General features: G+C 48.1%; 24 protein-coding genes. 3 read left to right on the top strand and 21 right to left on the bottom strand.

What is annotated here, in order from left to right; all coding sequences use genetic code 11:
* Positions 1-12: 12 nt before the first annotated feature.
* From FB479_RS04305 to FB479_RS04245, 14 genes are all read right to left on the bottom strand, one after another.
* A complete protein-coding gene (locus tag FB479_RS04305; RefSeq protein WP_106656449.1) occupies positions 13-1,545 on the bottom strand; it encodes a two-component system sensor histidine kinase NtrB in 1,533 nt (510 codons plus the stop codon).
* A gap of 360 nt (positions 1,546-1,905) precedes the next feature.
* Positions 1,906-2,196: an antibiotic biosynthesis monooxygenase family protein gene (locus tag FB479_RS04300; protein WP_142062696.1), complete on the bottom strand. Its 291-nt coding sequence runs from the start codon at positions 2,194-2,196 to the stop codon at positions 1,906-1,908.
* Positions 2,197-2,279: 83 nt separating this feature from the next.
* A complete protein-coding gene (locus FB479_RS04295) occupies positions 2,280-3,188 on the bottom strand; it encodes a hypothetical protein (protein ID WP_106656451.1) in 909 nt (302 codons plus the stop codon).
* Between the two features lie 86 nt (positions 3,189-3,274).
* Positions 3,275-3,937 (bottom strand): thiamine phosphate synthase, encoded by a 663-nt coding sequence (thiE, locus tag FB479_RS04290; RefSeq protein WP_106656452.1) that lies wholly within the window; start codon positions 3,935-3,937, stop codon positions 3,275-3,277.
* A gap of 3 nt (positions 3,938-3,940) precedes the next feature.
* Positions 3,941-4,564: a thiamine phosphate synthase gene (locus FB479_RS04285; protein WP_142062693.1), complete on the bottom strand. Its 624-nt coding sequence runs from the start codon at positions 4,562-4,564 to the stop codon at positions 3,941-3,943.
* Positions 4,548-4,910: a hypothetical protein gene (locus tag FB479_RS04280; protein ID WP_142062690.1), complete on the bottom strand. Its 363-nt coding sequence runs from the start codon at positions 4,908-4,910 to the stop codon at positions 4,548-4,550. Before FB479_RS04280 ends, FB479_RS04285 begins: the two co-directional genes overlap by 17 nt.
* An 83-nt stretch (positions 4,911-4,993) precedes the next feature.
* A complete protein-coding gene (locus FB479_RS30840) occupies positions 4,994-5,125 on the bottom strand; it encodes a hypothetical protein (RefSeq protein WP_255413062.1) in 132 nt (43 codons plus the stop codon).
* Positions 5,126-5,180: 55 nt separating this feature from the next.
* Positions 5,181-5,597 (bottom strand): DUF3054 domain-containing protein, encoded by a 417-nt coding sequence (locus FB479_RS04275; protein WP_142062687.1) that lies wholly within the window; start codon positions 5,595-5,597, stop codon positions 5,181-5,183.
* A 94-nt stretch (positions 5,598-5,691) separates the two neighbouring features.
* Positions 5,692-6,282, bottom strand: coding sequence for a GNAT family N-acetyltransferase (locus tag FB479_RS04270; RefSeq protein WP_142062684.1), 591 nt, complete (start codon positions 6,280-6,282; stop codon positions 5,692-5,694).
* Positions 6,283-6,392: 110 nt separating this feature from the next.
* Complete coding sequence (locus tag FB479_RS04265) at positions 6,393-7,919, bottom strand: tripartite tricarboxylate transporter permease (RefSeq protein WP_142062681.1); 1,527 nt, start codon at positions 7,917-7,919, stop codon at positions 6,393-6,395.
* Positions 7,920-7,936: 17 nt separating this feature from the next.
* Positions 7,937-8,404 (bottom strand): tripartite tricarboxylate transporter TctB family protein, encoded by a 468-nt coding sequence (locus FB479_RS04260; RefSeq protein WP_142062677.1) that lies wholly within the window; start codon positions 8,402-8,404, stop codon positions 7,937-7,939.
* Positions 8,405-8,451: 47 nt separating this feature from the next.
* On the bottom strand, positions 8,452-9,510 hold the full coding sequence (locus tag FB479_RS04255) for a tripartite tricarboxylate transporter substrate binding protein (RefSeq protein ID WP_142062948.1): 1,059 nt from the start codon (positions 9,508-9,510) through the stop codon (positions 8,452-8,454).
* A gap of 149 nt (positions 9,511-9,659) precedes the next feature.
* Positions 9,660-10,313 carry a response regulator gene (locus FB479_RS04250; RefSeq protein WP_370511675.1) on the bottom strand — a complete coding sequence of 218 codons (654 nt, stop codon included), beginning with the start codon at positions 10,311-10,313 and terminating at the stop codon, positions 9,660-9,662.
* A gap of 32 nt (positions 10,314-10,345) precedes the next feature.
* Positions 10,346-11,956, bottom strand: a complete 1,611-nt coding sequence (locus FB479_RS04245; protein WP_142062674.1) for an ATP-binding protein — start codon at positions 11,954-11,956, stop codon at positions 10,346-10,348.
* Between the two features lie 223 nt (positions 11,957-12,179).
* On the opposite strand from FB479_RS04245, the gene FB479_RS04240 reads away from it, so the two are divergent.
* A complete protein-coding gene (locus FB479_RS04240; RefSeq protein ID WP_142062671.1) occupies positions 12,180-13,670 on the top strand; it encodes an NCS1 family nucleobase:cation symporter-1 in 1,491 nt (496 codons plus the stop codon).
* A 210-nt stretch (positions 13,671-13,880) separates the two neighbouring features.
* Here the strand turns inward: FB479_RS04240 and FB479_RS04235 are convergent, their stop codons facing one another.
* From FB479_RS04235 to FB479_RS04215, 5 genes are all read right to left on the bottom strand, one after another.
* Complete coding sequence (locus FB479_RS04235; protein ID WP_142062668.1) at positions 13,881-14,393, bottom strand: hypothetical protein; 513 nt, start codon at positions 14,391-14,393, stop codon at positions 13,881-13,883.
* 89 nt (positions 14,394-14,482) lie between these two features.
* Entirely contained in the window at positions 14,483-15,373 is an 891-nt protein-coding gene (locus tag FB479_RS04230; protein WP_142062665.1) for a nitrilase-related carbon-nitrogen hydrolase, read from the bottom strand.
* Positions 15,374-15,407: 34 nt separating this feature from the next.
* The gene (gene hydA, locus FB479_RS04225) at positions 15,408-16,793 is read right to left on the bottom strand and encodes a dihydropyrimidinase (protein ID WP_142062662.1); all 1,386 of its coding nucleotides are present in this window, start codon (positions 16,791-16,793) and stop codon (positions 15,408-15,410) included.
* A 90-nt stretch (positions 16,794-16,883) separates the two neighbouring features.
* A complete protein-coding gene (gene preA, locus FB479_RS04220) occupies positions 16,884-18,161 on the bottom strand; it encodes an NAD-dependent dihydropyrimidine dehydrogenase subunit PreA (protein ID WP_142062659.1) in 1,278 nt (425 codons plus the stop codon).
* 15 nt (positions 18,162-18,176) lie between these two features.
* Entirely contained in the window at positions 18,177-19,523 is a 1,347-nt protein-coding gene (locus FB479_RS04215) for an NAD(P)-dependent oxidoreductase (RefSeq protein WP_142062656.1), read from the bottom strand.
* Between the two features lie 186 nt (positions 19,524-19,709).
* On the opposite strand from FB479_RS04215, the gene FB479_RS04210 reads away from it, so the two are divergent.
* Complete coding sequence (locus tag FB479_RS04210; RefSeq protein ID WP_106656468.1) at positions 19,710-20,222, top strand: hypothetical protein; 513 nt, start codon at positions 19,710-19,712, stop codon at positions 20,220-20,222.
* A gap of 9 nt (positions 20,223-20,231) precedes the next feature.
* On the top strand, positions 20,232-20,660 hold the full coding sequence (locus FB479_RS04205; RefSeq protein ID WP_142062653.1) for a hypothetical protein: 429 nt from the start codon (positions 20,232-20,234) through the stop codon (positions 20,658-20,660).
* 10 nt (positions 20,661-20,670) lie between these two features.
* On the opposite strand, the gene FB479_RS04200 is transcribed toward FB479_RS04205, so the two are convergent.
* Positions 20,671-21,930, bottom strand: coding sequence for a hypothetical protein (locus FB479_RS04200; RefSeq protein WP_142062650.1), 1,260 nt, complete (start codon positions 21,928-21,930; stop codon positions 20,671-20,673).
* Between the two features lie 184 nt (positions 21,931-22,114).
* A complete protein-coding gene (locus FB479_RS04195; protein ID WP_142062647.1) occupies positions 22,115-23,416 on the bottom strand; it encodes a hypothetical protein in 1,302 nt (433 codons plus the stop codon).
* Positions 23,417-23,459: the final 43 nt, after the last annotated feature.

Genomic DNA, 23,459 nt, shown 5'->3' with positions numbered 1-23,459 from the left:
CCTTTTTGGATTTTAGGAAATTGAAAGAGGTAAACGAATCTCAAAACGGGCTCCTTTCAATTTTGGAGAGTTTTCCGCATAGAGTTCGCCACCGTGATCCGCGATGATGCGTTGTGTCGTAGACAAACCTAACCCCGTTCCCTCTTGTTTGGTCGTATAAAAAGGAACGAATAAATTTTGCAGGCAAGAATCTGATAGACCAGGTCCGTTGTCTTCCACAACAATGATGACTTGATTGAGAGATGAGTACACTTTCACATGAACGAGATTGCCTTGGGTCATCAATGCTTCAAGCGCATTTTTCAAGATGTTCAAGATGGCTTGCTTAATTCGCGAACGATGACCAAACACATGCCACTCGCCTTGTGCAATGTCCAACTCTAGCTTGATTCCTCTTCGATTCGCTTCTGGCTCCAGTAAACGAATGACGCCATGTAACTCGTCCATCACTAAGAAACGTTCCGATACGATTTTATCATCCCTGTACCGGGCCAAAACAAGAACATCGTTCAATAGCCCATCAATGCGTTCAATTTCCGTTAAGATGACAGAAAAATAAGATTCACTGCGATTTGCTTCCCCTTGCTCACGCAACAACTGAATGAAGCCTTTGATGGCTGTCAGTGGATTTCGAATCTCATGCGCCATCCCAGCAGCCAGTTGCCCAACTGCTGCCAGCGCTTCACGCTTGCTCAATTCTTCTTCGTACTTTTTGCTTTCCGTAACATTCCGAAGAACGGCGATCGCTCCCCACATCTCTCCATCGTAATAAATGGGGCTCGTACTAACTGTCGTCCATTTGCCTCTGTATTCCGCAACATAATGGCCGGACTGCCCGCGTTCAATCACCCACTGGACAAAACGCTCGCTTATATGAGGGCGAAGGGCATGATCAATGTTTTGACCAATGATTTGATTCCGATCTACGCCAAATAAATGACAGACAGCGTAATTCGCTTCAATGACTCTTAGCTGGCGGTCGATCATCAAGACAGCAATATCACTGGACTGCAGAACCAATTGGACAAGCTCCTGTTCAGCGAGCATTGTAACATCTTCTCCTTTGGCCGAACTGGAACTTGTAGGAGAAGTTGGTGTTTTCTCAACCGGAAATTGATGCGAATTTTTGTTGAAGACATCGTCCATTTGCTGCAAAATGTAGTCCATCGATTGATAGAGACGAATCTGTCCTTGCAAAAGCTCTACTCGCTCCATTTCCGTCGTGGCAAGAGAACATGCGTTGTTATTCATTTCTTCAATAATAACGTCTCGACACTTGCGCAAAAATTGATGCAAATACGTAAGGTTCATTCCGAGTAACGAAAATTTGTACGCAATTTCGCTCAATTCTCGTTCGAATGCATACGTGTCGATTACTTTTACTACTTCAATCCATTTTGTGATTTGCTGTACAAACAAAGCCTCTGTATTTTCGCGGTCTTCTAGAAGCAAAGCAGAGTAATGATGATCTGAAAGAAAGGAAAACGTCTTGGCCACCGCCGCAGGGACCAAATGAGTAAGATACTTACTTATTCGATTTTTCAAAACACTCTGGCTCCTTTTCTCCGTGCTTCATTGAGGCTATTTTTCCAAGTATGTATAGGCTCTATTATGGACGTAAATGAGACAAGATGTAAAGCGGCTTGATGATATCCTCGTGCAGAGAATGACACCATCCAATCAGGTTCTCTTCTTATCCTTACAGACAAACAATCTCGGCTAGCATCCTATTATCGCGCGTTTTCTATTGCCTTTTTCGGACACCTTCACCTCCTGATCACGTTTGACTGAAAACGTTTTCTCAACATTTTCTATCATATCACGATCGAGCATAAAAAGGTAAAGGATGTTTATTATTCAATCATCCAAAAAGCATTTGCCCCCGCAGAGACAAATGCTTTCGCTTTATGAATGGGATTTGACAGCGTAATTGCGCAAATCCGATTTTACCGGGCTATTCGGGTTAGTTACTGTATGTGCGCGCTTGAAAGCTTCGCTTTCTGTCCAATTTTTAAACGATTCCTCATCTGTCCATTTCGTAAAAACGATGTATTCGTCACCTTCCGTTGGTGCCAGGAAAAGGAACTCCAAAAAACCAGGAACCTCCTTCATTCGTTCTCCCCCATTACCAAATGCGCGTTCCAAATGGGATTGATAGTCTTCTGGTACAGTCAGTCTGTTCATGGATACATACATGATGGTCACACATCCTTTTCATTGGGTTCATCTACCAACTCCCATTATACTACTTTTGGCGAAAAACCTAAAAACCGCAAACGCTATTCGCGCCTGCGGTTGATTTGTTGCTCGAGCATGATATCCATCAAGAGTGTATCCTGCAACGGATCTTTCGGGTCTACCGTCAGCAGGGCAGCGACAGCGGCCATCGCGCATCGAACGGATTGGTAGGAATAAAAGGCATCTCGCTCCGATTCGCTGAACAAAGATATATCCGATCGCTCTTGGGTCGGGTATGGGAAGTCAGTCTCGACACCTGCACGATCCAGAACAATGAGTGCCTGTTTAATCGCAATCAATGCCGCACTGACACTAATGCCGTATTCTTGTCGTAGATCTTCCCACACCTGAAAAGCTGATTTTTCTACCCTTTCCTGATTGGGGCGCGTAATGATTCCTGTTTTGCGCCCTTCTTTCAATAACCAATCCACAAAAATATCGTTGCGTGGGGGAAAAGCGTATACTTGCAGCTTCATTTCCAGTTCTGTCGGGTTATCCTTTGCAAAACGTGCGTGAGCCAACGACATTTCGTAACGCCTGGACGGATGCCCAGGAACAGTGACAAATACCGTATCTTGTCGAACAGCAGCGATTTGCAGCTTGGTTCGTGCGGGTATCCTGCCTTGAGGTGCCTTTTCCCTACGGATATTACCAGGAATCAATTCTACTCCGAATTGATGGTACTCCAGCGGTGAATCTATCCAAGGGATGGGCTCTCTCGTCTGTATTTCGTAAAGCCCGTTAAACGTCACCCATTCGCCCGGGCGGCGCTGACTGCGAACCAAAACAGCATGAACTTCCTTTTCTGGTGGCAACTCCGTATCTTGATCCTCCGGTGGGGGATGCATTCGCTTGTGTTCGATAAGAATGCAGTCGGTCATGAACAATCGCTCGAGCAATTCCCGTTTGCTCACCCATTCATATCCGATGCGGTAAATCCGATTTTTCATCGGCTTCACCTCCTTTGATCGCCAATATCGCATCATCCTGGTTTGTTTCTATTACCCTACCATATGTAATCGTCGCCTTGTCCGTGCTAACGAGATCGTACAATCCGCTGTAGCGCTTGGGCTGCTTCTTCAGGTGATTCAGCATGGCTGATCGCACTGATAATTGCGACACCATCGGCCCCCGCAGCAAGCACTTCAGAAGCATTTTCCAGTGTAATGCCACCAATCCCCACGATAGGCAAGTCATTACCGACTGCCTTACGGATCTCCTCTAGCCCCACTGGTCCAATAGGCTCGCCAGCATCTGCCTTGGAACGTGTAGCGAACATCGCTCCTACACCGATACAATCTACGCCACCGTTCTGGGCTGCGAGCGCCTCTTCAACCGTACCTGCCGAAACACCAATGTACATCTCGGAGCCAACTTTGGCTCGTACTTCCGTCAACGCCATATCATCTTGCCCGACATGGACGCCATCTGCCTGCAAGCGAATCGCCAGATCTACATCGTCATTCACAAAAAATACGGTATCATGGTCACGACATAGCAGTTGCAACTGTTTGCCCAGCTCGTATTGTTCCTCAGCAGTCAGCTTGCTTCCTTTATCACGCAACTGAAGCGTACCCACTCCTCCGCGCAATGCTGCTTCCACAATTTGCACGGTCTTTTCGCTGGAATACCCGCAGTCCTGCGTACCAATGACAAAGTATACACCCATCTTTTCCCGAAGTCTTTGTATATCTCGCATACTTTATTTTCCCTCCCAACGATCCAATGCCGCTCGATAAGCGCTGGCTGCTGATTTGGCATCTGCTGCATCGGTAATCCCCGATAAGACAGCAATGCCCGCACACCCTGCTTCCAAAACTTGCGCCGTCCGATCCGGTGTGACTCCACCGAGTCCGATGATCGGTATAGTAAATCGTGCCGTCATTTGCGCGAGTTCTATTGTTCCTCTTGGTGCAAGACCCGGCTTCGAACCACTCGCAAAAATATGCCCGTAGAGCAAATAATCGACTTTTGCGGCAATGGCTTGCTGTGCTTCCTCCACGGAATGGACGGAACGCCCTATTTTTTGACCAGTCTTCAGCACCATTCTCGCTTCTAATGGAGACAGACTATGGTATGCCAGGTGAGCACCGGCGCAACCCGACGCAGCAGCCACATCCACCCGATCATTCACGATCAAGGACGAAAGGGGGATGACACTCGCCAATGCCTTTACCCAGTCCATGCATTCCTTTGCCGTACGCTGTTTTTCCCGTATGTGTAAAAAGTTCATACCACCCGCATAAGCAGCTTCTGCCATTCGCAATACGTCCTCAAGCGAATGCCGGCCGCTCGTAATCACATGCAGCTCATGAGTGCTTGACATCGGGTTGGACACCGCCTCCGGCGAGTGCTGCCACACATTCCTGCAGCCATTGCGTCGTTCGGTCTTCTTTGTCCGTCGGCGACTGAGCCAACAGCTCAATGACTAGTCGACGCAAGAAAAATGCTTGTTGCACGGTAAGTGGAAAGGTAATATTTTTCGGCTTGGTTTCCTGTTTCTCCAACGTCTCCACGCCCGCCAACAAAATATCTCCGATGGACTCCACGAGTTCGCGAAACTGCTCATTTTGCTTCAATTCGTCATAGCAGCCATCATATAGTCTGCACAAAAGTAAAAACGCCTGTGACGACAAGGTCACCGGCTGTACATTCTGCATCGGTTCCGTCATACGTTTCCCTCCACTCGCTAGAAAAAAACAAAATCTATTATATCACATCATGACCTGTATCAATGTAGAAAACCGCTGATTGCTCAGCGGTCTTTTGCAGTTCCTTCATTTCGATCATTATGGTTCGATTGTCGCAAATTTGTGTTGCGATCATTTTCATCCAGCGTTTTCCCACGGTTTTTTCCGAGGTCTTTGCTGTTGTTGTTCTTTCCCAATTGATTCACCTCCTAAGTCGTTCATAGGATAGCGTAACCAATTCGGGTCACTTTATTAGCTGGTTGCAAGTAGTCTATTGCGTTTGTAGATCGCGTAGCCGATGGCAAACGGTACACGCCACCCGAGCAAAAACGCCAGCGTAATGAAATAAGTCACACCTGCAAAAATAAGCGTAATCGGTACACCTGTCCACCAGGAGCGGATCAGTAAGCCAATTGGTGCGGCTACTGTCCAAGTAATCAGTACCGATAATAATTGTCGGCCCGCCGATTCATACGTTCGCTGTCCGTAGCTCTTGAAAAGCAGAATCGCGACGATCCATCCCACCAGGAACGGGGCTAATGTTTCGATAATTCCCATGACAGTGACAGGGTAGTTATGAATGATTTTTCCGTAATAAACAAAGAGCACAAAGGCGATCAGATCCCCGAGCAGTAACAAATAGCCCGGTAGTGACAGACGCAGTCTCATGTATACCCTCTTTTCCGGGTCTTGTCAGAGTAACCCCTCTTGGTTCACCCCTATTGTACACATGCTCTGATCGCCCTTCAATCAATCCAAGCCTTTATTCACCAAACAGCAACAATTGCAGCTTTTGCTTGGCTTCTGGCCATTCACAGTCGAGAATGCTGAAGTATACCGAGTCGCGAATGTATCCATCTGGCATCACCATATGATTGCGCAGGACACCTTCTCGAACGCCACCGATTCGGGCAATGGCACGTTGCGAATTCAAATTGCGAGAATCTGTCTTGAGCTGTACGCGTATACAACCCAGTTGTTCGAAGCAGTGGCGCAGAAGAAGCCATTTACATTCCGTATTGACGCCCGTTTTCCAAACGGACGGGGTCAGCCAGGTAAACCCGATTTCCAATCCGCGATCCTTTTTCGCTATCCCTAAGAATCTCGTGCTCCCGATGATCTGCTCATCTGCTTGGCGAATGATGACGAATGGGAGTTCTGTCTGGGCTTGTTCATTTTTCAAAGCCTGCAGGATAAAAGCCTGAGCATCTTCTCTCGTTCGAATGGTAACGGACATATACGGCCAAATCTCTTCGTATGCGCCTGCTTCCCAGATTCCGTCCACATGGACCATTCTGAGCGGCTCCAATCGGACCAGCTTGCCTTCCAAGATAACAGGTTCAATGTTTAACATGTCTGTTCGCTCCTCTACTGTTCTGCTGCATCCATCAAACAGAACAGTTCCCCGAAATTTTTCCAATGATACGGGCTCGCGAGGATGCTGTCAAGACAAATAATAGGATGTTACGCTTCTTCACTGATAATGACTTGCTTCCCTCTGCGCTTCAAGAAGATAGGGATCAGCAACCAAAGAAGCGCACAAACCAGAAAAGCAGCGGAAAGCGGCTTCGTCAAGAAGATAGAAAAGTCACCATTCGAGGTGGTCAATGCTCTTCTCATGTTATTTTCAATCATCGGTCCCAAAACAAGGCCGAGGACGAGCGGTGCTAGCGGAAAATCGTTTTTCGTCAGGAAATAGCCAGCTACCCCACAAATCACGAGCAAAATCAAGTCAAATGTACTAATTTGCACAGCGTACACACCGAAAACGGAAATCGCGATAATGAGTGGAATCAGGAAATGGGACGGTGTTTCAATGATTTTTGCAAACACTTTCACTAATGGCATGTTCAAAACCAGCAGCATAACATTCCCGATAAACATACTTGCAATTAATCCCCAAGCAATTTGCGGATGATCAGCGAATAAGAGCGGTCCGGGCTGTACGTTATACATCAATAATGCCCCCATTAAAATTGCAGTGGTACCGGACCCTGGAATGCCCAACGTCAACAGAGGAATCATCGCACCGCCAGAAGCAGCATTGTTTGCAGACTCCGGTGCTGCTACACCTGCGATCGCTCCTTTTCCAAAGCGGCTAGGATCTTTGCTGAGCTTTTTCTCAAAAATATACGAGAAGAAGGAAGCGAGGGTAGCACCAGCACCAGGCAAGACACCAATGAAAAACCCGAGCAACGAGCCGCGTGTAATCGGTCCGGCACTTTCTTTTAGGTCTTGCTTCGTAGGGAGTACTCGCCCCACTTTAATAATTTCCTTGGTCGATTGATCGTCTTCCAGGATTGTCTTGAACACTTCTCCAAGGGCAAACAAACCAACTGCTATCGTGAGGAACTCCAAGCCTTGGTACAAATCGGGAATATCGTAGGTAAATCGCGCCACTCCCGAAACGGTATCCATCCCAATTGTCGCAAGCAAGAGTCCCATGACTGTCATAATGAGGGCTTTGGTCATCGACTTCCCCCCCAGTCCGCTGACCGCACACAAGCCGAGAAGCATGAGGGAGAAATATTCAGCAGGGCCGAATTTCAAAGCGAGATCGGATAATGGATCAGCCAAAAACACAAGAGCAATCAGCGCCACGAGACCCGCGACAAAAGAACCGATCGCTGCAATCGACAACGCTGCGCCAGCACGTCCCTGTTTCGCCATCTGATAGCCGTCCAATGTCGTAACAACAGAGGAGGATTCACCCGGCGTATTTAACAAAATGGACGTTGTGGAACCACCGTACATCGCACCATAATAAACGCCTGCCAACAAAATCAGTGCGCTAGCCGCCGCACTTTCAGGAGGTAAGCCAGAGGTCAAGGAAGCCGTAACGGGCATCAATAACGCGACTCCGCTCATTGGACCGATGCCGGGAAGGACCCCTACCGCAGTACCGATCAGGACGCCAATAAAGGCAAAGACAAGATTATGCCACTGTAAGGCAACGAGAAAACCATCCGCCAAAAATTGCAATGCACTCATGCTAACCTATCCCCTCCCTAGACGCCTAGCCAGGCAGGTAGTCCTGGAAGCGTACCTTTCAGCAAATGCACATAGATGACATAAACTCCTACTGAAAACAGCAGGGAAACGATTCCCGATTTCAAAACGCTTTTACTTCCCATCATGGTGAAGGCGTACAGAAGGAAAGCGAAGCTCGAGATGACATAACCGAGTTTCTCCAACAACAAAACATACAAGACTGTCGCTGCCAAAATGAATAAAAACTGCTTGTATCGCAGTGGACTCTGTGACTCAGATGTGGAAGCAGCCACTCCTTTTTTATAGGTCTCCCACAACAATCGCAAGCTCAACAAGATCAGGATGACGCCAAGCCCAAAAGGAAACATATTCGGCCCGACCTGACTTCCGTATGCACTAGACGAAATATTTTGACTTTCGGCAATAAAGAGTGCTCCTACTAGTGCAAAAAACAGGCTGCCGATCCGATCAAACATCAGGTTCATGTATACCTCCTAAGGTGTGGAAAAAGGAGGGGATGCCCCTCCTCTCCCTACTTCGACATACCAAGTGATGTCAACAGTTCTTTGACCTGCTTATCTTGTTCGTCCAGGAATGCTGTGAAAGCAGCAGCGTCCTTGTACTCGCTTTCCCAACCGTTTGCCGCCAATTCTTTTGTCCATGCCTCATGCGTGGAAAGTTCCTTCAGCTTTGCATCCCAATAAGCTTTTGCGTCTGCTGGCATATCAGCCGGACCGAAGACACCGCGCCAAATCGTGAACGTTGCATCAATGCCTTGCTCTTTTAACGTCGGAATATCTTTCAAATCGCCGCCGAGACGTTCATCGGAAGTGACGCCCAGTACGCGAATTTTACCTGCTTTCAGATACTCACCCACGCTGGAAGCATCTGTTGCAATGATATCCGCATTGCCGCCCAACAAAGCAGCCATTGCTTCTCCGCCACCATCATAAGAGACGTATTTTACGCTTTTTGGATCAATTCCGTATTTAGCTGCTGGCATTACGCCGATCAGATGATCCATCGATCCGGGAGCAGAGCCCCCTGCCAGTGTAATTTTGCTTGGGTCAGCCTTGATCGCGTCCAATACGCTCTTGATGTCCTTATGTGGTGAATCCGCTTTCACAACGAGGGTGCCGAAATCTTTCGTCATTTGCGCCAATGGTGTGACATCTTTGTAGCCGAATGGGCTGTTCCCCTCTTTTTTGTTATTGTTAATCAAGATAGGAGGAGAGCTCACGAATAATTTATAAGGATTGCCTTTGTCTTTGCTAACATACTCAGCCAAAAACACGGTTCCCCCGCCACCCGGCTTGTTTTCTACCGTAATGGTTTCTGTCACCAGCTTGCTTTCCGCCAACACCTTTGCAACCGAGCGAGCTGTCTTATCCCAGCCCCCTCCTGCACCGGATGGAGCCACATACACGATCGGCTTTTCCGGGTATTTGGATGCCTCTGCGGCAGGCTGTGCCGATGGAGCTGGCTGCGTTCCCGGACTTGCTGTTCCCGTATTTCCAGTACCTCCACCACAAGCAGCCAATGCTAGTGAAAGAAAAGTGGACACTGTGATTAGCACTTTTTTTCTTTTCATCAAACAAAATATCCCCCTTAACCCGCTTATTTGTAAGCGCTGTCACGCCTGCACATAATGTACCACCGCGGAAGTCAGAGGAATAGTTTTCGTGCATAAGGTCTATTTTGAAAATTAATCACTTTTTGTTCATATTGTTCATGGATCATTTATGGAAGATAGCGATATTTTCTTTCCGGTCTGCCCACTGTGCCATAAATCAAGTCAGCACGCGCCTTTTTTTCCAGAACCAAGTATTCTAAATACCGTCGCGCTGTTGTTCGACTGGTACCAATCTCGCGGCCAATTTCCTCCGCCGAGACCCCCTTGTCTCCCGTCTGTCTGATCGCTTCGATTACTTTTTCCAGAGTCAAGAGGTCAATCCCTTTTGGTGCAAGCACATCTCGATTTTTCGGGGCGACCAGCCTTCTGGTCAGCATTTGGTCAATGACTTCCTGGTCTACCTCGACAGCTTCTCTCGTCCGAATGACATGCTCGCGATAGCTTTCCAACCGTTCACGAAAACGCTCGAAAACCAGCGGCTTGACGATGTAATCATATACTCCACCGCGCAACGCTTCCTGTACCATTTCCATTTCCTTGGCTGCGGTGATCATGATCACGTCTACTTCGCGGTAATGTTGCCGAATATACCAGACCAGCTCCGTTCCCAGCATGTCAGGCAAGTACACATCCAATAAAACCAGCTGAGGGCGGGTACAAGACAGCAATTCTTTGGCATCCGTCCCATTCGTTGCTGTAGCAATTACTTCAAAACCTTCAATCTTGCTGACAAATCGCTTGTTGATATCGATAATCCGCATATCGTCCTCTACGATGAGAACCTCCAGCTTTCTCAAGATGCCACCTCCATTCTTTTGCGTAGGGATACTGTGAAAAGTGCGCCTCCTAGCTCGCTTTTGCCAACGAGAATATAGCCGTCCAATTCGTTAATAATTCCATGCGCCTTGGCCAGGCCAATTCCACGATCTTCGCCTTTTTTCGTTGAGAAACCGTGCTCGAATATTTTTTCTCGCAGTTCTTCCACAACCCCCGGTCCCGAGTCCTCGATTTCGAACATGATCTCATCACCCGTGTCAGACAAATAACACTCCACTCGTTTGTGCTCAACGCTAGGCTCATTGACGGCTTCCAACGCATTCTGGATTAGAGTCCCCAATAAAACCACGATCTGCTGTCGGTTGATCGTCGGGGGGAGTTCCTTCAAGTGACTGTCGTGATGGATGACGAATTGAATTTTCAGCTCCTTGGCTCGATTGTGCATGCCTAACAGCAGAGCCCCTATTAACGGATCGGGAATTTGCTTCGCCAAAAATAAAATCATCTCTTGCTGTGCGGACGTTTCACTCGTAATCAGCTCGACCGCTTCCTGAATCGAGCCAAGCTGCAACAAGCCGGAAATGGTATACAACAAATTGTGAAATTCATGGGTTTGAGCGCGAAGTACATCCGCATAACGCCTTGCTTGGGACAATTCAGAGGCTAGCTGGTCAATTTCCGATTTGGGACGAAAGCTGCTGACCACTCCTACGACCTTACCTCCGAACTTGATCGGAAGTCGATTCACAATGATTTCTTTTCCGCTCATGATGGACTCGCGATCTAATTGATGCTCGCCTGATTCCAGTACTTCTGGCATACGACTGTCTGGTAGCACATCAACTATTTCTTTGCGATGAAACTCTTCTTCCGGTAAATTCAAAATACGAATGGCAGCCTTATTCATCATCGTGATGCGTTTATTCCGGTCAATCGCCACGATGCCTTCGCGGACTGACTCCAGTACAGCATTTCTCTCTACGTACAAGGATGCGATCTCCTCCGGCTCCAACCCCAAAATTAAGCGCTTTAAATAGCGACTGAGTGCAATGGCACCAGCAACACCACACAACAAGGCGAGAAGAGTCAAGATCAATATGCGGTCTTGGTAGAGGTCAATAGCCTCTTCGATATCTTCCAGCAGGAACCCAACGGAAACGATGCCGACGATTTCCCCTTTTTCATTTTTGATCGGCACCTTCCCTCGCAATGATGGTCCCATGCTGCCGACAGCCTTCGATATGTAAGATTGACCATGCGAGAGTCCGGGCTCGTTATCTCCCCCCACCATTTCCTTTCCGATCCGCTCCGGAATCGGGTGCGCATACCGAATTCCCTCATGGTTTCCCACGACCACAAACTCTGCTCCGGTTTGCACACGGACGTTTTCAGCGATGGGTTGAATGAGCGAAGGAGGGTAATCGCTTGAAAAAGCACTACGCAGCTCAGGATCGCTAGCAACGATCTTCGCCACACTCAATGCTTTTTTGCCCACCTGCTCTTCGATCGAAGACGCAACAATAGAAGAAAACACCGCCCCAACTGACGAAACAATCAGAATAATAACAATAGTAATCAATAAGATCATTCTGGTTTGTAAAGACATTTTGATTTTTCTTGTCGTCACAGCTCGCTCCCCCCTTGCTTCATCTTACCATCCCGATTAGGTAAAAAGGTAGAATCATTCCCTTTGTCAATGGCGATGCTTGTCGTTGCAGGCTGTCTTTTTACGACGAAAAATCAGGTATTAGGCCTTCTTTCCCCCAATATAATGTTACAACTTGTATTCAAGACAAACTAGGGCGGTTGTCCGAATACGAGACATCTTGATAAGCAAAGGAGGGAAAGAAATGAAGACGCAAACGGAATCAAATGGAATTGTTACCCTGACGAAAGAAGGCGTAGAGGCAATTAAGAACAGTCCGCTTTATAATGAAGGTCTTCGGCCAACGACGACGGCAGAGCACAGCTGGACTTCCTACAACTTCGCCAGCTTGTGGATCGGTATGTCGATTTGTTTGCCGACGTATGCAATGGCGGCAGGGTTAATTTCGTTGGGTATGAACTGGTGGCAGGCCATTTTGACGATCATTCTCGGTAACTGTATTGTCCTTATTCCCATTCTTCTCAACTCTCATGCCGGGACAAAATTTGGCATTCCGTATCCGGTTTTTGCGCGCCTCTGGTTCGGCTCCAAAGGAGCGCACATCCCCGCTGTCGCGCGCGGTTTGATAGGTGCTGGCTGGTTCGGCATCAACTGTTGGTTCGGAGGTGCTGCCATCGATACGCTCTTGATGTCGATGACAGGCTGGGCAAATGTTCCCGGACATCTCTGGATATCCTTCTTTGGCTTTTGGTTGTTAAACGTATGGGTCGCTTATCGCGGTCCCGAAACGATCAAAAAAATGGAGGCATGGGCTGCTCCCATCCTGATCATCATGAGTTTGGCTCTCCTCGTCTGGGCGCTTACGAAAGCAGGCGGATGGGGACCAATGCTCTCAGCCCCTTCGAAATTCACTTCCAATGCAGAATTCCTGAAGGTTTTCTTCCCAGCATTGACGGGAGCGATTGCTTTTTGGGCAACAATGGCCCTCAACATTCCGGATTTCTGTCGGTATGCCAAAAGTCAAAAAGCCCAAATCATCGGACAATCCTCTTCCTTACCGACCACGATGGGTTTCTTCTCGTTCATCGGAGTTGCTGTCGCTTCTGCTACCGTCGTTATTTACGGAGAAGCGTTGTGGGACCCTGCTGCCGTGTTGGCTAAATTCTCGCCTTTCGCCATTTTCCTCGGAACGATTGGAATTATTCTTGCCACATTGACGACCAACGTAGCGGCCAATATCGTTGCTCCCGCCCGGGCAGTGGAGAATCTGGCCCCTCGCCGTCTCTCGTATGAAGCCGGCGCCATCATCGCCGGGGTCGTATCGATATTGATGCAGCCTTGGTACATCTTGGATAACTTCGGCAACTACATCTTTTTATGGCTCGGAACGTATGGAGCCTTGTTAGGCCCGATCGACGGAATAGCCATCGCAGATTATTGGCTCGTGCGTAAGCGGCGCATTCATTTAACAGAATTGTACAAAACAAACGGGATCTACACCTACAAAACGGGCTTTAATGGCAGAGCCATCTGGGCGATGCTAATCGGGATTGCGATTCCTTTTATAAGTAAATACATTCCGGGCTTAACGATTATTTGGGACAATGCCTGGACTGTCGGACTACTGATTTCACTCGTGATTTACACATGGATGATGAAACATGATGCTTCGATCTTGAGTGCCAACGATTACGAGAAAATCACTGCAAACAACAAACAAACGATTGCTTCCTAAAAGCAAGCTACCAAAAAAGACTGGCTGCCCCGTTGGGTTTGCCAGTCTTTCGTTTGCTCCCTTACTCTACCATTTAAATTGACTGATGGACATTTCTTCCATGACACGTACACTTTCTTGCGTAACGCTCGTCTGTACTTCGAAAGGCAGATACAGCCACTTGCTCACCAGCCTATCCATTCATTGAACGCCGTACCAAGTGTCGCTTTCTCACATATCGAGCACAGATAGAATCGCGATCTCTTCAATTTGAATGTCAGGCTCATAGCAGATATAGTACGTTAGCTCCGGGCTGATCCGATACCGAATCCCCCGGTATCCACAGGCGATCAAATACGCACGCACCTTATCCCCTGTCCATTCCAGCCACTCTTCATAGCCCATTCCGTTCTGTCTCTGTTCGAGCTCCTCTTCTGAATAAGCAGCGCGCAATGCATCGATGCGCAGTTCATTTTCCCCATAGCGCTCGTCCAAACAAATAAGACTCTGCAAATGTAGCTGCTGGCTTAACACAACTGCCTTCTCCCCATTGGTCTCTGCATGACAAATCGCATACTGTGCCGCGATTTCCGGATTGCTTACCAAGTAAACACCAGAGCCAAACACTGCCTTTGCACTAGCGCCGTTTGTAAAATGACGCCGTTCTGCCCTCTCATACTTTTGCGCTTTCACAACGCGAAGTCCCTCGCCATATTCGACCCCTCTATATACAATCTGCCTCATCCCTGAACGCTCCTTTTGACTCTGATGGAATCCTTCCAATGATGTGAAAAGGAGGAAGGCGCATGTCCGGCACCTCCCTCACTCTTGTATTAAGGTAATAGCTTTACCATATCTTCGTAGGTCTCCGGTCTGCGATCTCGGTAAAATTGCCACGTATCCCGCACCTCATGAATTTTGTTACGGTCCATTTCAGCCATAATGACCTCATCCTGATCCCGGCTCCCCATCGCGACAAACTGTCCGCGCGGATCGACCAAGTACGATTGTCCGTAAAACTCTCCCATGTTCCACGGTGCTTCTGTCCCTACCCGATTGATCGCTGCCACATAATAACCGTTGGCTACGGCATGAGCAGGCTGCTCGAGCTTCCACAAGTATTCAGATAAGCCCGCTACCGTCGCAGACGGGTTGAATACAATCTCTGCTCCGTTCAAGCCCAGCAATCGTGCGCCTTCCGGAAAATGGCGGTCATAGCATATATAGACCCCGACCTTGGCAAAAGTGGTTTCAAAAACGGGATACCCGAGATTGCCGGGCTTAAAGTAATATTTCTCCCAGAATCCGCACCCGCTGCTGCCCACTCCGACATGCGGAATATGCTGCTTGCGATATTTGCCCAAATACGTGCCATCCGCATCAATCACAGCGGCAGTGTTGTAATACGTACCGATCCCCACGCGCTCGTACACAGGTAAAATAAGTACAGTTCCTAACTCGCGGGCAAGGGAAGAAAAAAGTTGCACGGTTGGTCCATTCGGTACTTCTTCTGCTGATTCATACCATTTCGGTTGCTGCTCGGCACAAAAATACGGGCCATAAAAGATTTCTTGCAGACAGATGATTTGTGCTCCCTTGGCTGCCGCATCCCGTACCATTTTCTCATGCTTCTCAATGGCCTTTTCTTTGTGTAAATGAACCGGTTCATCTCCGTGGACATCATTTTTTGCCTGAATCAAGCCAATGCGAATGATATCTGCCATAATCGCCCTCCTTGCCTTTTTACGTTCTCACTGATTACGGTCTTGCAAAGGTCGATCGTTTTACAAAGCGTCCAGCCCCGGCTTGCCCGACGAATTGCTGATCGCGAATGACGAATGAGCCGCGTGATAGCACCGAGATGATATCTCCATTCACCACCATGCCTTCAAATGGATTGTAGTCGACATTCATATGGTGAGTTTCAACGGAGATTGTACGCTTCAGCGTTGGATCAAACAGCACGATATCGGCGTCCGAGCCTACTGCAATCGTCCCTTTTTGCGGGAACATTCCGAACAATTTCGCTACCTTAGTAGAGGTCATATCGACGAACTGATTGAGGCTGATCTTGTCCTTTGCTACCCCTTCCGAGAAGAGAAGGCGCATCCGGTCCTCAATGATTGGTCCGCCATTCGGGATTTTCGTGAAATCCCCTAGCCCCAGTTCTTTTTGACCGGAGAAATTAAAGGAGCAATGATCAGAGCCAACCGTTTGCAAGATGCCATTTTTCAATGCGCTCCACAGGACGTCCTGATTCCACTTTTCCCGGAGCGGAGGGGACCAAACGTACTTCGCTCCTTCAAAGCCCGGCTTCTGTAGATCCGTAATATCGAGCACCAAATATTGTGGGCACGTCTCCCCGTACACATTCCATCCTTTTTCGCGAGCCTCTGCGATCCGGCGCACTGCCTCTGCACACGATACATGCACGACATACAACTGTGCATCTGCCAGTGCAGTCAAGGCGATAGCCCGTCCCGTCGCTTCTCCTTCTGCTTCAGGTGGGCGGGTGTAGGCGTGGTAGACGGGATCTGTTTGTCCTTTTGCAATCGCCTGCTTGATCAAATAATCCAGAACGTCTCCATTCTCTGCATGGACCTGTACCAGAGCACCTAGTTCCTTCGCCCGAACCAACGTTTTAAATAGTGTCTCATCATCGGCCATTAGCACATTTTTGTAGGCCATGAATACTTTGAGCGAAGTAATCCCTTCATTTCGTACGACTGCTCCTAATTCTTCGAGAACTTGATCATTCGCATCGGAAACCATCAGGTGGAAGCCGTAGTCAATGACCGCTTTGCCCCTTGCTTTTTCGTGCCAGGTCGAAATGGATGAATGCAATGGCTCCCCTTTATTCGTCAGGCAAAAATCGATGATGCTCGTCGTCCCGCCAAATGCTGCTGCCTTCGTGCCTGTATAAAAGTTATCGGAAGTAACCGTTCCGCCAAAAGGCATATCGAGATGGGTATGTGGATCAATCCCTCCTGGGAAAACATAGTATCCGGTAGCATCGATGATTTCGGCATCTTTCCCATCCAGATTGGAGCCAATTGCGACTACCTTTTCCCCTTCGATCAAAATGTCCGCCTGATACGTGTCTGACGCTGTCACAACTGTGCCATTTCGAATCCATTTTTTCATCCGATGATCATCTCCCCTTTAACCCCGTCACCGAGTAGACATGCCTTCCCTTGTACACGCTATGCACCCCGGGCCGAAAACATGACTGCTTTACAGCTCGCAGCTGCCACCCGCAGCCAAAGCAGCCTGCCGCTGATTCCAGCTAAGAGGGGCTTTGTCGCTCGGAATCTCGACCATCTCAATCGTTCCTTCGACTGGGCAAACGATGGAGCACAAATTGCAACCTACACAATCTTCTTCTCGTACGACCAAGCGCTCTTTGCCCGTCGCGGCATCAGGAACAATGTCAATGCATTGATGCGAGGTGTCCTCACAAGCGATATGACACTTGTTGCAATTGATACAGGTCTCTTCATGGATGCGCGCTACGACCTTGTAATTCAGATTCAGATGTCCCCAATCCGAGTACGTATGCACGGCTTTTCCGACAATATCCATTACAGAGGCAATTCCGCGCTGATCCAGGTAATTGTTAAGCCCATCAATCATGTCTTCCACGATCCGGAATCCATGATGCATGGCGGCTGTACATACTTGAACACCCGTTGCTCCCATCAGCAAAAATTCAACGGTATCGCGCCAATCAGAGATTCCACCAATACCGGAGATCGGGATACCAACCTTGGGATCACGAGCACATTCTGCGACCATGTTCAAGGCGATTGGTTTGACAGCAGGTCCACAATAGCCGCCGTGCGCCCCTTTTCCATCTACATGTGGGATCGGCAGCCATTTGTCGAGATCAACCCCCATCAAACTGTTTATCGTGTTGATCATGCTGATGGCATCGGCTCCCCCCTGGCTCGCGGATCGCGCTGTAAAGCGAATGTCCGTGATATTTGGGGTGAGCTTGACGATGACAGGGGTTTGGGCGACTTCTTTTACCCATTCGACCTGTTGCCGGATTAAATCTGGATGCTGACCGACCGCAGAGCCCATCCCGCGTTCAGCCATGCCATGCGGACAGCCGAAATTCAGTTCCAGACCGTCTACACCGATAGCCTCCACCTTTTTGACAATCTCGTGCCATGCTTCCTGTTTATGTTCAACCATTAGCGACGCAATCAAGGTGTGCTTCGGAAAACGGCGCTTCGTTTCATCCATTTCCTTCAAATTGACCTCGAGCGGTTTGTCCGTAATCAGTTCAATGTTGTTGAATCCAAAGACGCGCTGTCCCCCGAAGTTCAGACCTGCAAAGCGGGAGGTGACGTTGATGATCGGCTCTCCGAGTGTCTTCCAGACCGCGCCACCCCATCCCGCTTCAAAGGCACGCTGTACTTGGTAGCCTGAATTGGTCGGCGGTGCAGAGGCCAACCAGAATGGATTCGGGGATTGGATTCCCGCCAGATTAATGCTGAGATCTGCCATGATAGGTCTCCTCCTTTATACTGGCTGTTTTTGATCACGGAGCGTTTGGTGGATGGCATGAGCGGCTCGCTTGCCGTGGTTGGCTGCATCGACTACCATCGCATCTGTCTTGCCTCCACCAAAAATCACATCGCCCGCCGCGTAAACTTTGACATGGGAGGTTCGATAGGTGCCTTCCTCGACCTCGACAATCCCATTGCGGTGTTGAAGCCCAAATGATTCAATCAAAGACAGATGTCTGTTTTGTCCGATCGCTTTGACGACATAATCTACCTCGATGACAAAATGACTGCCTGGAATTTCTACTGGACGCTTTCTTCCTTTCTCATCCGGCTCACCCAGCTCCATTCGCACCAGTTCCAAGCCCTTCACTCGGCCGTTTTCCTCCAGTACACGCGTTGGAGCAACGAGCCAGCGGAATTCTACGCCATCCTGCTTGGCGAATTCGTACTCAAACTGATAACAGGACATCTCCTGAACAGTCCGTCGGTACAAAATCTGGACATTGTCAGCACCCAGCCGTTTGGAACAGGTGGCAGCGTCAATCGCCGTATTCCCCGCACCGATGATCACGACTTTTTTGCCGAGCATTTCGTCTGATAGTGGCTTGGTCTTGGTCTCCTCCACGAGTGCAATCGCATCGAGGACGCCTTCCAAATCTTCTCCCGGGATATTCAACTGAGGGACATTGCCCATACCCGCTGCCAGCAGGACGGAATCATACTGCTCCAACAGCTCTTCTGGCGCTACATCCACGCCGATCCGCGTATTGGTACGTATCTCTACCCCCAATGCCTCTACTTGCTCTACTTCCCATAGCGAAATTTCCTGTGGCAACCGGAAAGAGACGATACCGTACGTGTTTAATCCTCCTGCCTTTTCTTTGGCTTCAAATACCGTAACTGCGTAGCCGAGACGTGCAAGCTCACGCGCTGCTGATAATCCCGCCGGGCCCGCTCCAACGATGGCTACCCGTTTTCCATTTGCTTCGCCTTTTGAAAAAAGCGTTGCTTGATTTTTGATTGCCCAGTCTGTCGCGTGACGCTGGAGAAGCCCGATCATGATCGGCTTGGAAGCTGAATGGAGTACACAGGCACCCTCACACAGCTCCTCGGTTGGACATACGCGCGCACAGCTCGCCCCGACGGGATTCGATTCCATGATCGTCCGGGCTGATCCGAACAAATTCCCGGTCGCAATTTTTTTGATGAAGGAAGGAATGTCAATCGACGTGGGGCAAGCCTTAATACAGGGTGCGTCGTAGCAATACAAGCAGCGATTCGCCTCATCGATGGCTTCCTTCGGTTTTAGGGCAGGCACGATTTCCACGAAATTTTTCGCGAGCTCATTGGGAATGCTCATCTGTCCACAACCTCCTCACCAGATCTATACATGCTTGCTATTAATCAATGTGCAAAATCGCTTTTTTATGATTGTTACATTTCGTATTTGCCTAGGAAGGAAACGAAATCAATCTGCTTGGATTGACATGAATGATTTCATGTTCGAATAGGATAAAAACAAACAAGGAAGAAAGGGCCGTCCCGTATGAAGGATTACGACCTGGAAATCAGGGTAGTGAAACAAAAAATCGCGGATGCACATGCGCTTCTCAGCCAATTGGAAACCGAGCGCAAAAACTACCTGACGCAACTCGAAAGGCGCAAAGCGTTTCTCTCTTCACGCGAAATATTAAACATCCTGGAGACAAAAGCTGGCCGTGTCGGCAGTATGGCTACCGTCAAACGCTGGGCAGATCAAGGCTATTTAGGGGATTGGATAGACGAACGGGAGACCTTCCCCCTTTTGGTCAGTAAACAAGGAAACAAACGCTTTCTTTTTCCTCGCGAATCCGTACTCACTTATCTATATAAAAAAGGGTATCTTCGCCCGAGCTACGAGGTTTTGGATCGTGTCCAGCTCAGAAGAGACAGCACATGCTGCTGGGGAATCATCACCTCCGTCGAGCGAAGCGATCAGCACTTCACCTACCAAGTCCAATTGGAAAAAACGGGAGAAGTATTGTTGGCGGTACCTGAAGAAGAACTGCTCATCCCGTAAGGAGGCACTATGGAACTGGCCGTAATCACGCTGGAAAATACAGTTGCCAATCAAGAGAGATCACGACAAATCCGCGACTTGCATAAAAAAAAGGGCCAGACCCTCGCCATTCGTTTTAGCGAAGAACTGACCCATATTATTTTAGAAGCACCATGCTTGTATATCCCCGACCAGGAATGGTTGGACGAAGCTATTGTCATCGAAGGAATCGTAAAAAAATCAGCGGAATACTACGAACTGCACCCGCGAACCAAAGGGAAGACTGTCAACCTTCACCTTGATTCAGAATTGGTAGCTGAGCTGGAGCTCATTCGGTCTCTCGTCAGCAGCAAAACGCAGCAGGAAGTCCTTCGTGAGTTGTTCGTTCGAGGCATGCGCTCTTATTTGGCCGAGAAGGAAGCAACCCGCTCGCCCATCAGCGCCAAAAAGGAACGATAGTCCCTACTCTCTACCAGGAGAACTTGATTTTGTCTCCCGTGATTTGATAGCGTACCGTGTAAGTTTGTTTCTTCTCTTTCATGCTGACTTCAAACACAATTGCTTTTTTCGTCAGATCAGGCTTGACTGTATTGACATCCAGCATATCAAACGGCTCGTTTGCCTTTTTCTCCATCCCTACAATTTCTATCTTTTCATGGGTAGTAACATGATAAACTCCCACACCCATCATTGTCTGATACAAGACCCAGTTGTTGTCCAGCCATGTTACTTCATCGATAAAATAACCTGGAAACAGTTGAGCTTGCGGTGTGTAGTCTGGCTGATAAAATCGAATATTCGCGTTATTGTACAAATTGTCTGAATCAATCACCGCGATTTTTTTCTTGTCTGGTGATGGGATTCCAGCTTTTTTCGCCAATTCGATTTTTTCTTTTTCGGTTTCGATCCTCATTTTCTCGATCAGGAACAGAGCATCTTCTTTGGAAAAGACGACATTTTTTACGTTTTTTAAATCAGCGAGCTTGTCTTTGCTCGGAAAATTACTGTAGATGGTTAGCGTTGCATCATCTGGCATGCCATCGTAGGCGATGCCTCTGGATGGGTATTCCCACGCGTATGTACCAATTCCTCTGAGGTGGTACGAAAAATCCGGCTTACCCCATGCACCAAAGATAGAAAAATCAGCATATTCAGCGGGTGCCCCTAATTTTTCACCATAGTCTTGCAAATTTTTAGCCATATCAACTAGTGCTTTCGTATCGGCGATCTGATCACGACGATAAATGGAAATGGCTTTTACTTTATCCTGAGCAAACGTGAAAAACAAGTGGTAGCCCTGTTCCGCATAGCCAATCAACTCAAGCTTTTCATCCATAAAATGTGGTTTACCCAAGACTCGGACAATCTCGTCTTTTCTTTGGGAGGTCGTAATACCTTTTACAACTTCGCCTTTATAAGAAGGTTCCACGAGAACGGCAAACGCTTGCTTGTTTTCGTCCCACTTCATACTGATTCCTTGTGGATAATACACATAGTCATCAAATTCTTTCACGGATTTCCCCAGTAGCTTCGAAAGCGAACCTTGTTTCCACTGATGGGAAGTGAAGGTATTCACGAGCAGCCCTTTTGACAAATCTGCTGGTGCCTGCACGGATGTTCCTGTAACGCTTTGCGGAGTGGTTGGTATTGTCGTTGATGCGCTTGCTGCGAATGCTGTCGAAGCGTACAAACAGCAGGACAACAGTAGCATTGTCGCTTTCTTTTTCACTTCATTCCCTCCCAAACTATCAGCATGACTATATAACCGTCTCCATAAATCAACGATTATCCCTAAATTATACCAGAAATAGACAAAATCCGCTAAAAAGTTTTTTCATCCATTATCAATGTAACAGAATAAAGCGTCCTTTCCCCGATTTTTGAAGGGAAGGACGCTTTTCGATGCACGGTATTTACTTCGATTCGCCGTTGAGATAATTGAAGAACGGTTGATCTACCCAAAATTTGTATGTCTCTACCTTTACTTTGTCATTCAGCTTTTGAAAGCCTTCCACGACTTTTGGTGATTCTTCATTCAGGGAGAAAGACTGCACGACATAACGGCTATCTTTTAATACGTTGTTCGTAATGACAGCATAATCCGCCAGTTCCGTACGGGAATGATAAAGCGGCTGCCACCAAGAGGCCTTGAGCAATCCGGTCATGTCCTCTTGATCTCGTTTGGCATATTTCAAAACAAGTGGCTGGAACTTCTCTTTCTCTTCTAAACTGTCGAATTCCAGGCTGAGATCGTACTCCTTGGCATACGCAATGTAGTTGCCGTTTTCAATCTGCACCACCTGATAATCGGCTGTCTGAACAGGCTCTCCCCATTCCTTCAAGTAAATGAAGGCAGATGTTTTTGGCTCAAATTGAACCTTGGCATGGACGCCTTCACTTTTTAACAAACCGATTAATTGAATAGCGTGAGCGATATCACTATGCCCATACGTAATCGTGCGCTGTGGATCAAAATGCGGATCAAATGCGGCATCCTTCAGATTGTAGCCAGTAATCAGGTTTTGCTTCAAGCCATTGTCTACAAGCTCTTGCAATTCACCAGCTTTGATGATTTGCGATTCGTTCCACGCCTGTGCGAGCTTGCCAAAAATCTCTTCATCGGCGGTTGTGCCCAAATAGTTTTTGGCAGAGCCATGGAACTCTGCTACTTTGGCTAGCAATTGACTCGCAAGCTCTGCGGACACTGCCCCTTCTACAGAAGCTGACTTCAAAGCATTGGCGGACACAAGCCCCGTGTCAATGGCGACAGCCAGCTCTTGTGCAGCCTGCAAAGTAAGCGTGCCGCCTTTTTTGTACGAAATTCCTGCTTTTTTCAAGGCAGCCGCTACTTTTTCCTCGCTATATGTATAACCGAGCTCTTTTAACTCAGCAGCTTTTGCGGCAGCACTGACTGCTTCCCATACAACCAGCTTGGAGGCATCTTTGGATGCAGGCAAGAAAGTTTTGGCTGACAAGTCTTTTTCCGCTATACTTGTCGTAGTAGATACGATCTTGAGCAACGCTTTCTCAAATTGCTCGCGAGTTACCGTCTTTTCAAAAGTCACACCGTATTGCTGCTGTAAAAAGCTGCTCCACTCTACGTGTGCTTCCACCGTTGTTTTCGTTGTAGCACCGACTGCAGTTGGAAAAACAAGCGCCGCTGAGAGTACGGCAGCTGAAGTGGAGAGTTGTAGCCATTTCGCTGGTCTGTTCATGAAGAATCCTCCTGACGTATGAAGACGAGTCATATTAATATTA

Origin of the sequence: Brevibacillus sp. AG162, from assembly GCF_006715575.1 — a bacterium.
In the GTDB taxonomy this organism is placed as follows: Bacteria; Bacillota; Bacilli; order Brevibacillales; family Brevibacillaceae; genus Brevibacillus; species Brevibacillus brevis.
The sequence above is the reverse complement of the archived record's forward strand: the minus strand, read 5'-3'. Positions and strand labels throughout refer to the sequence as shown.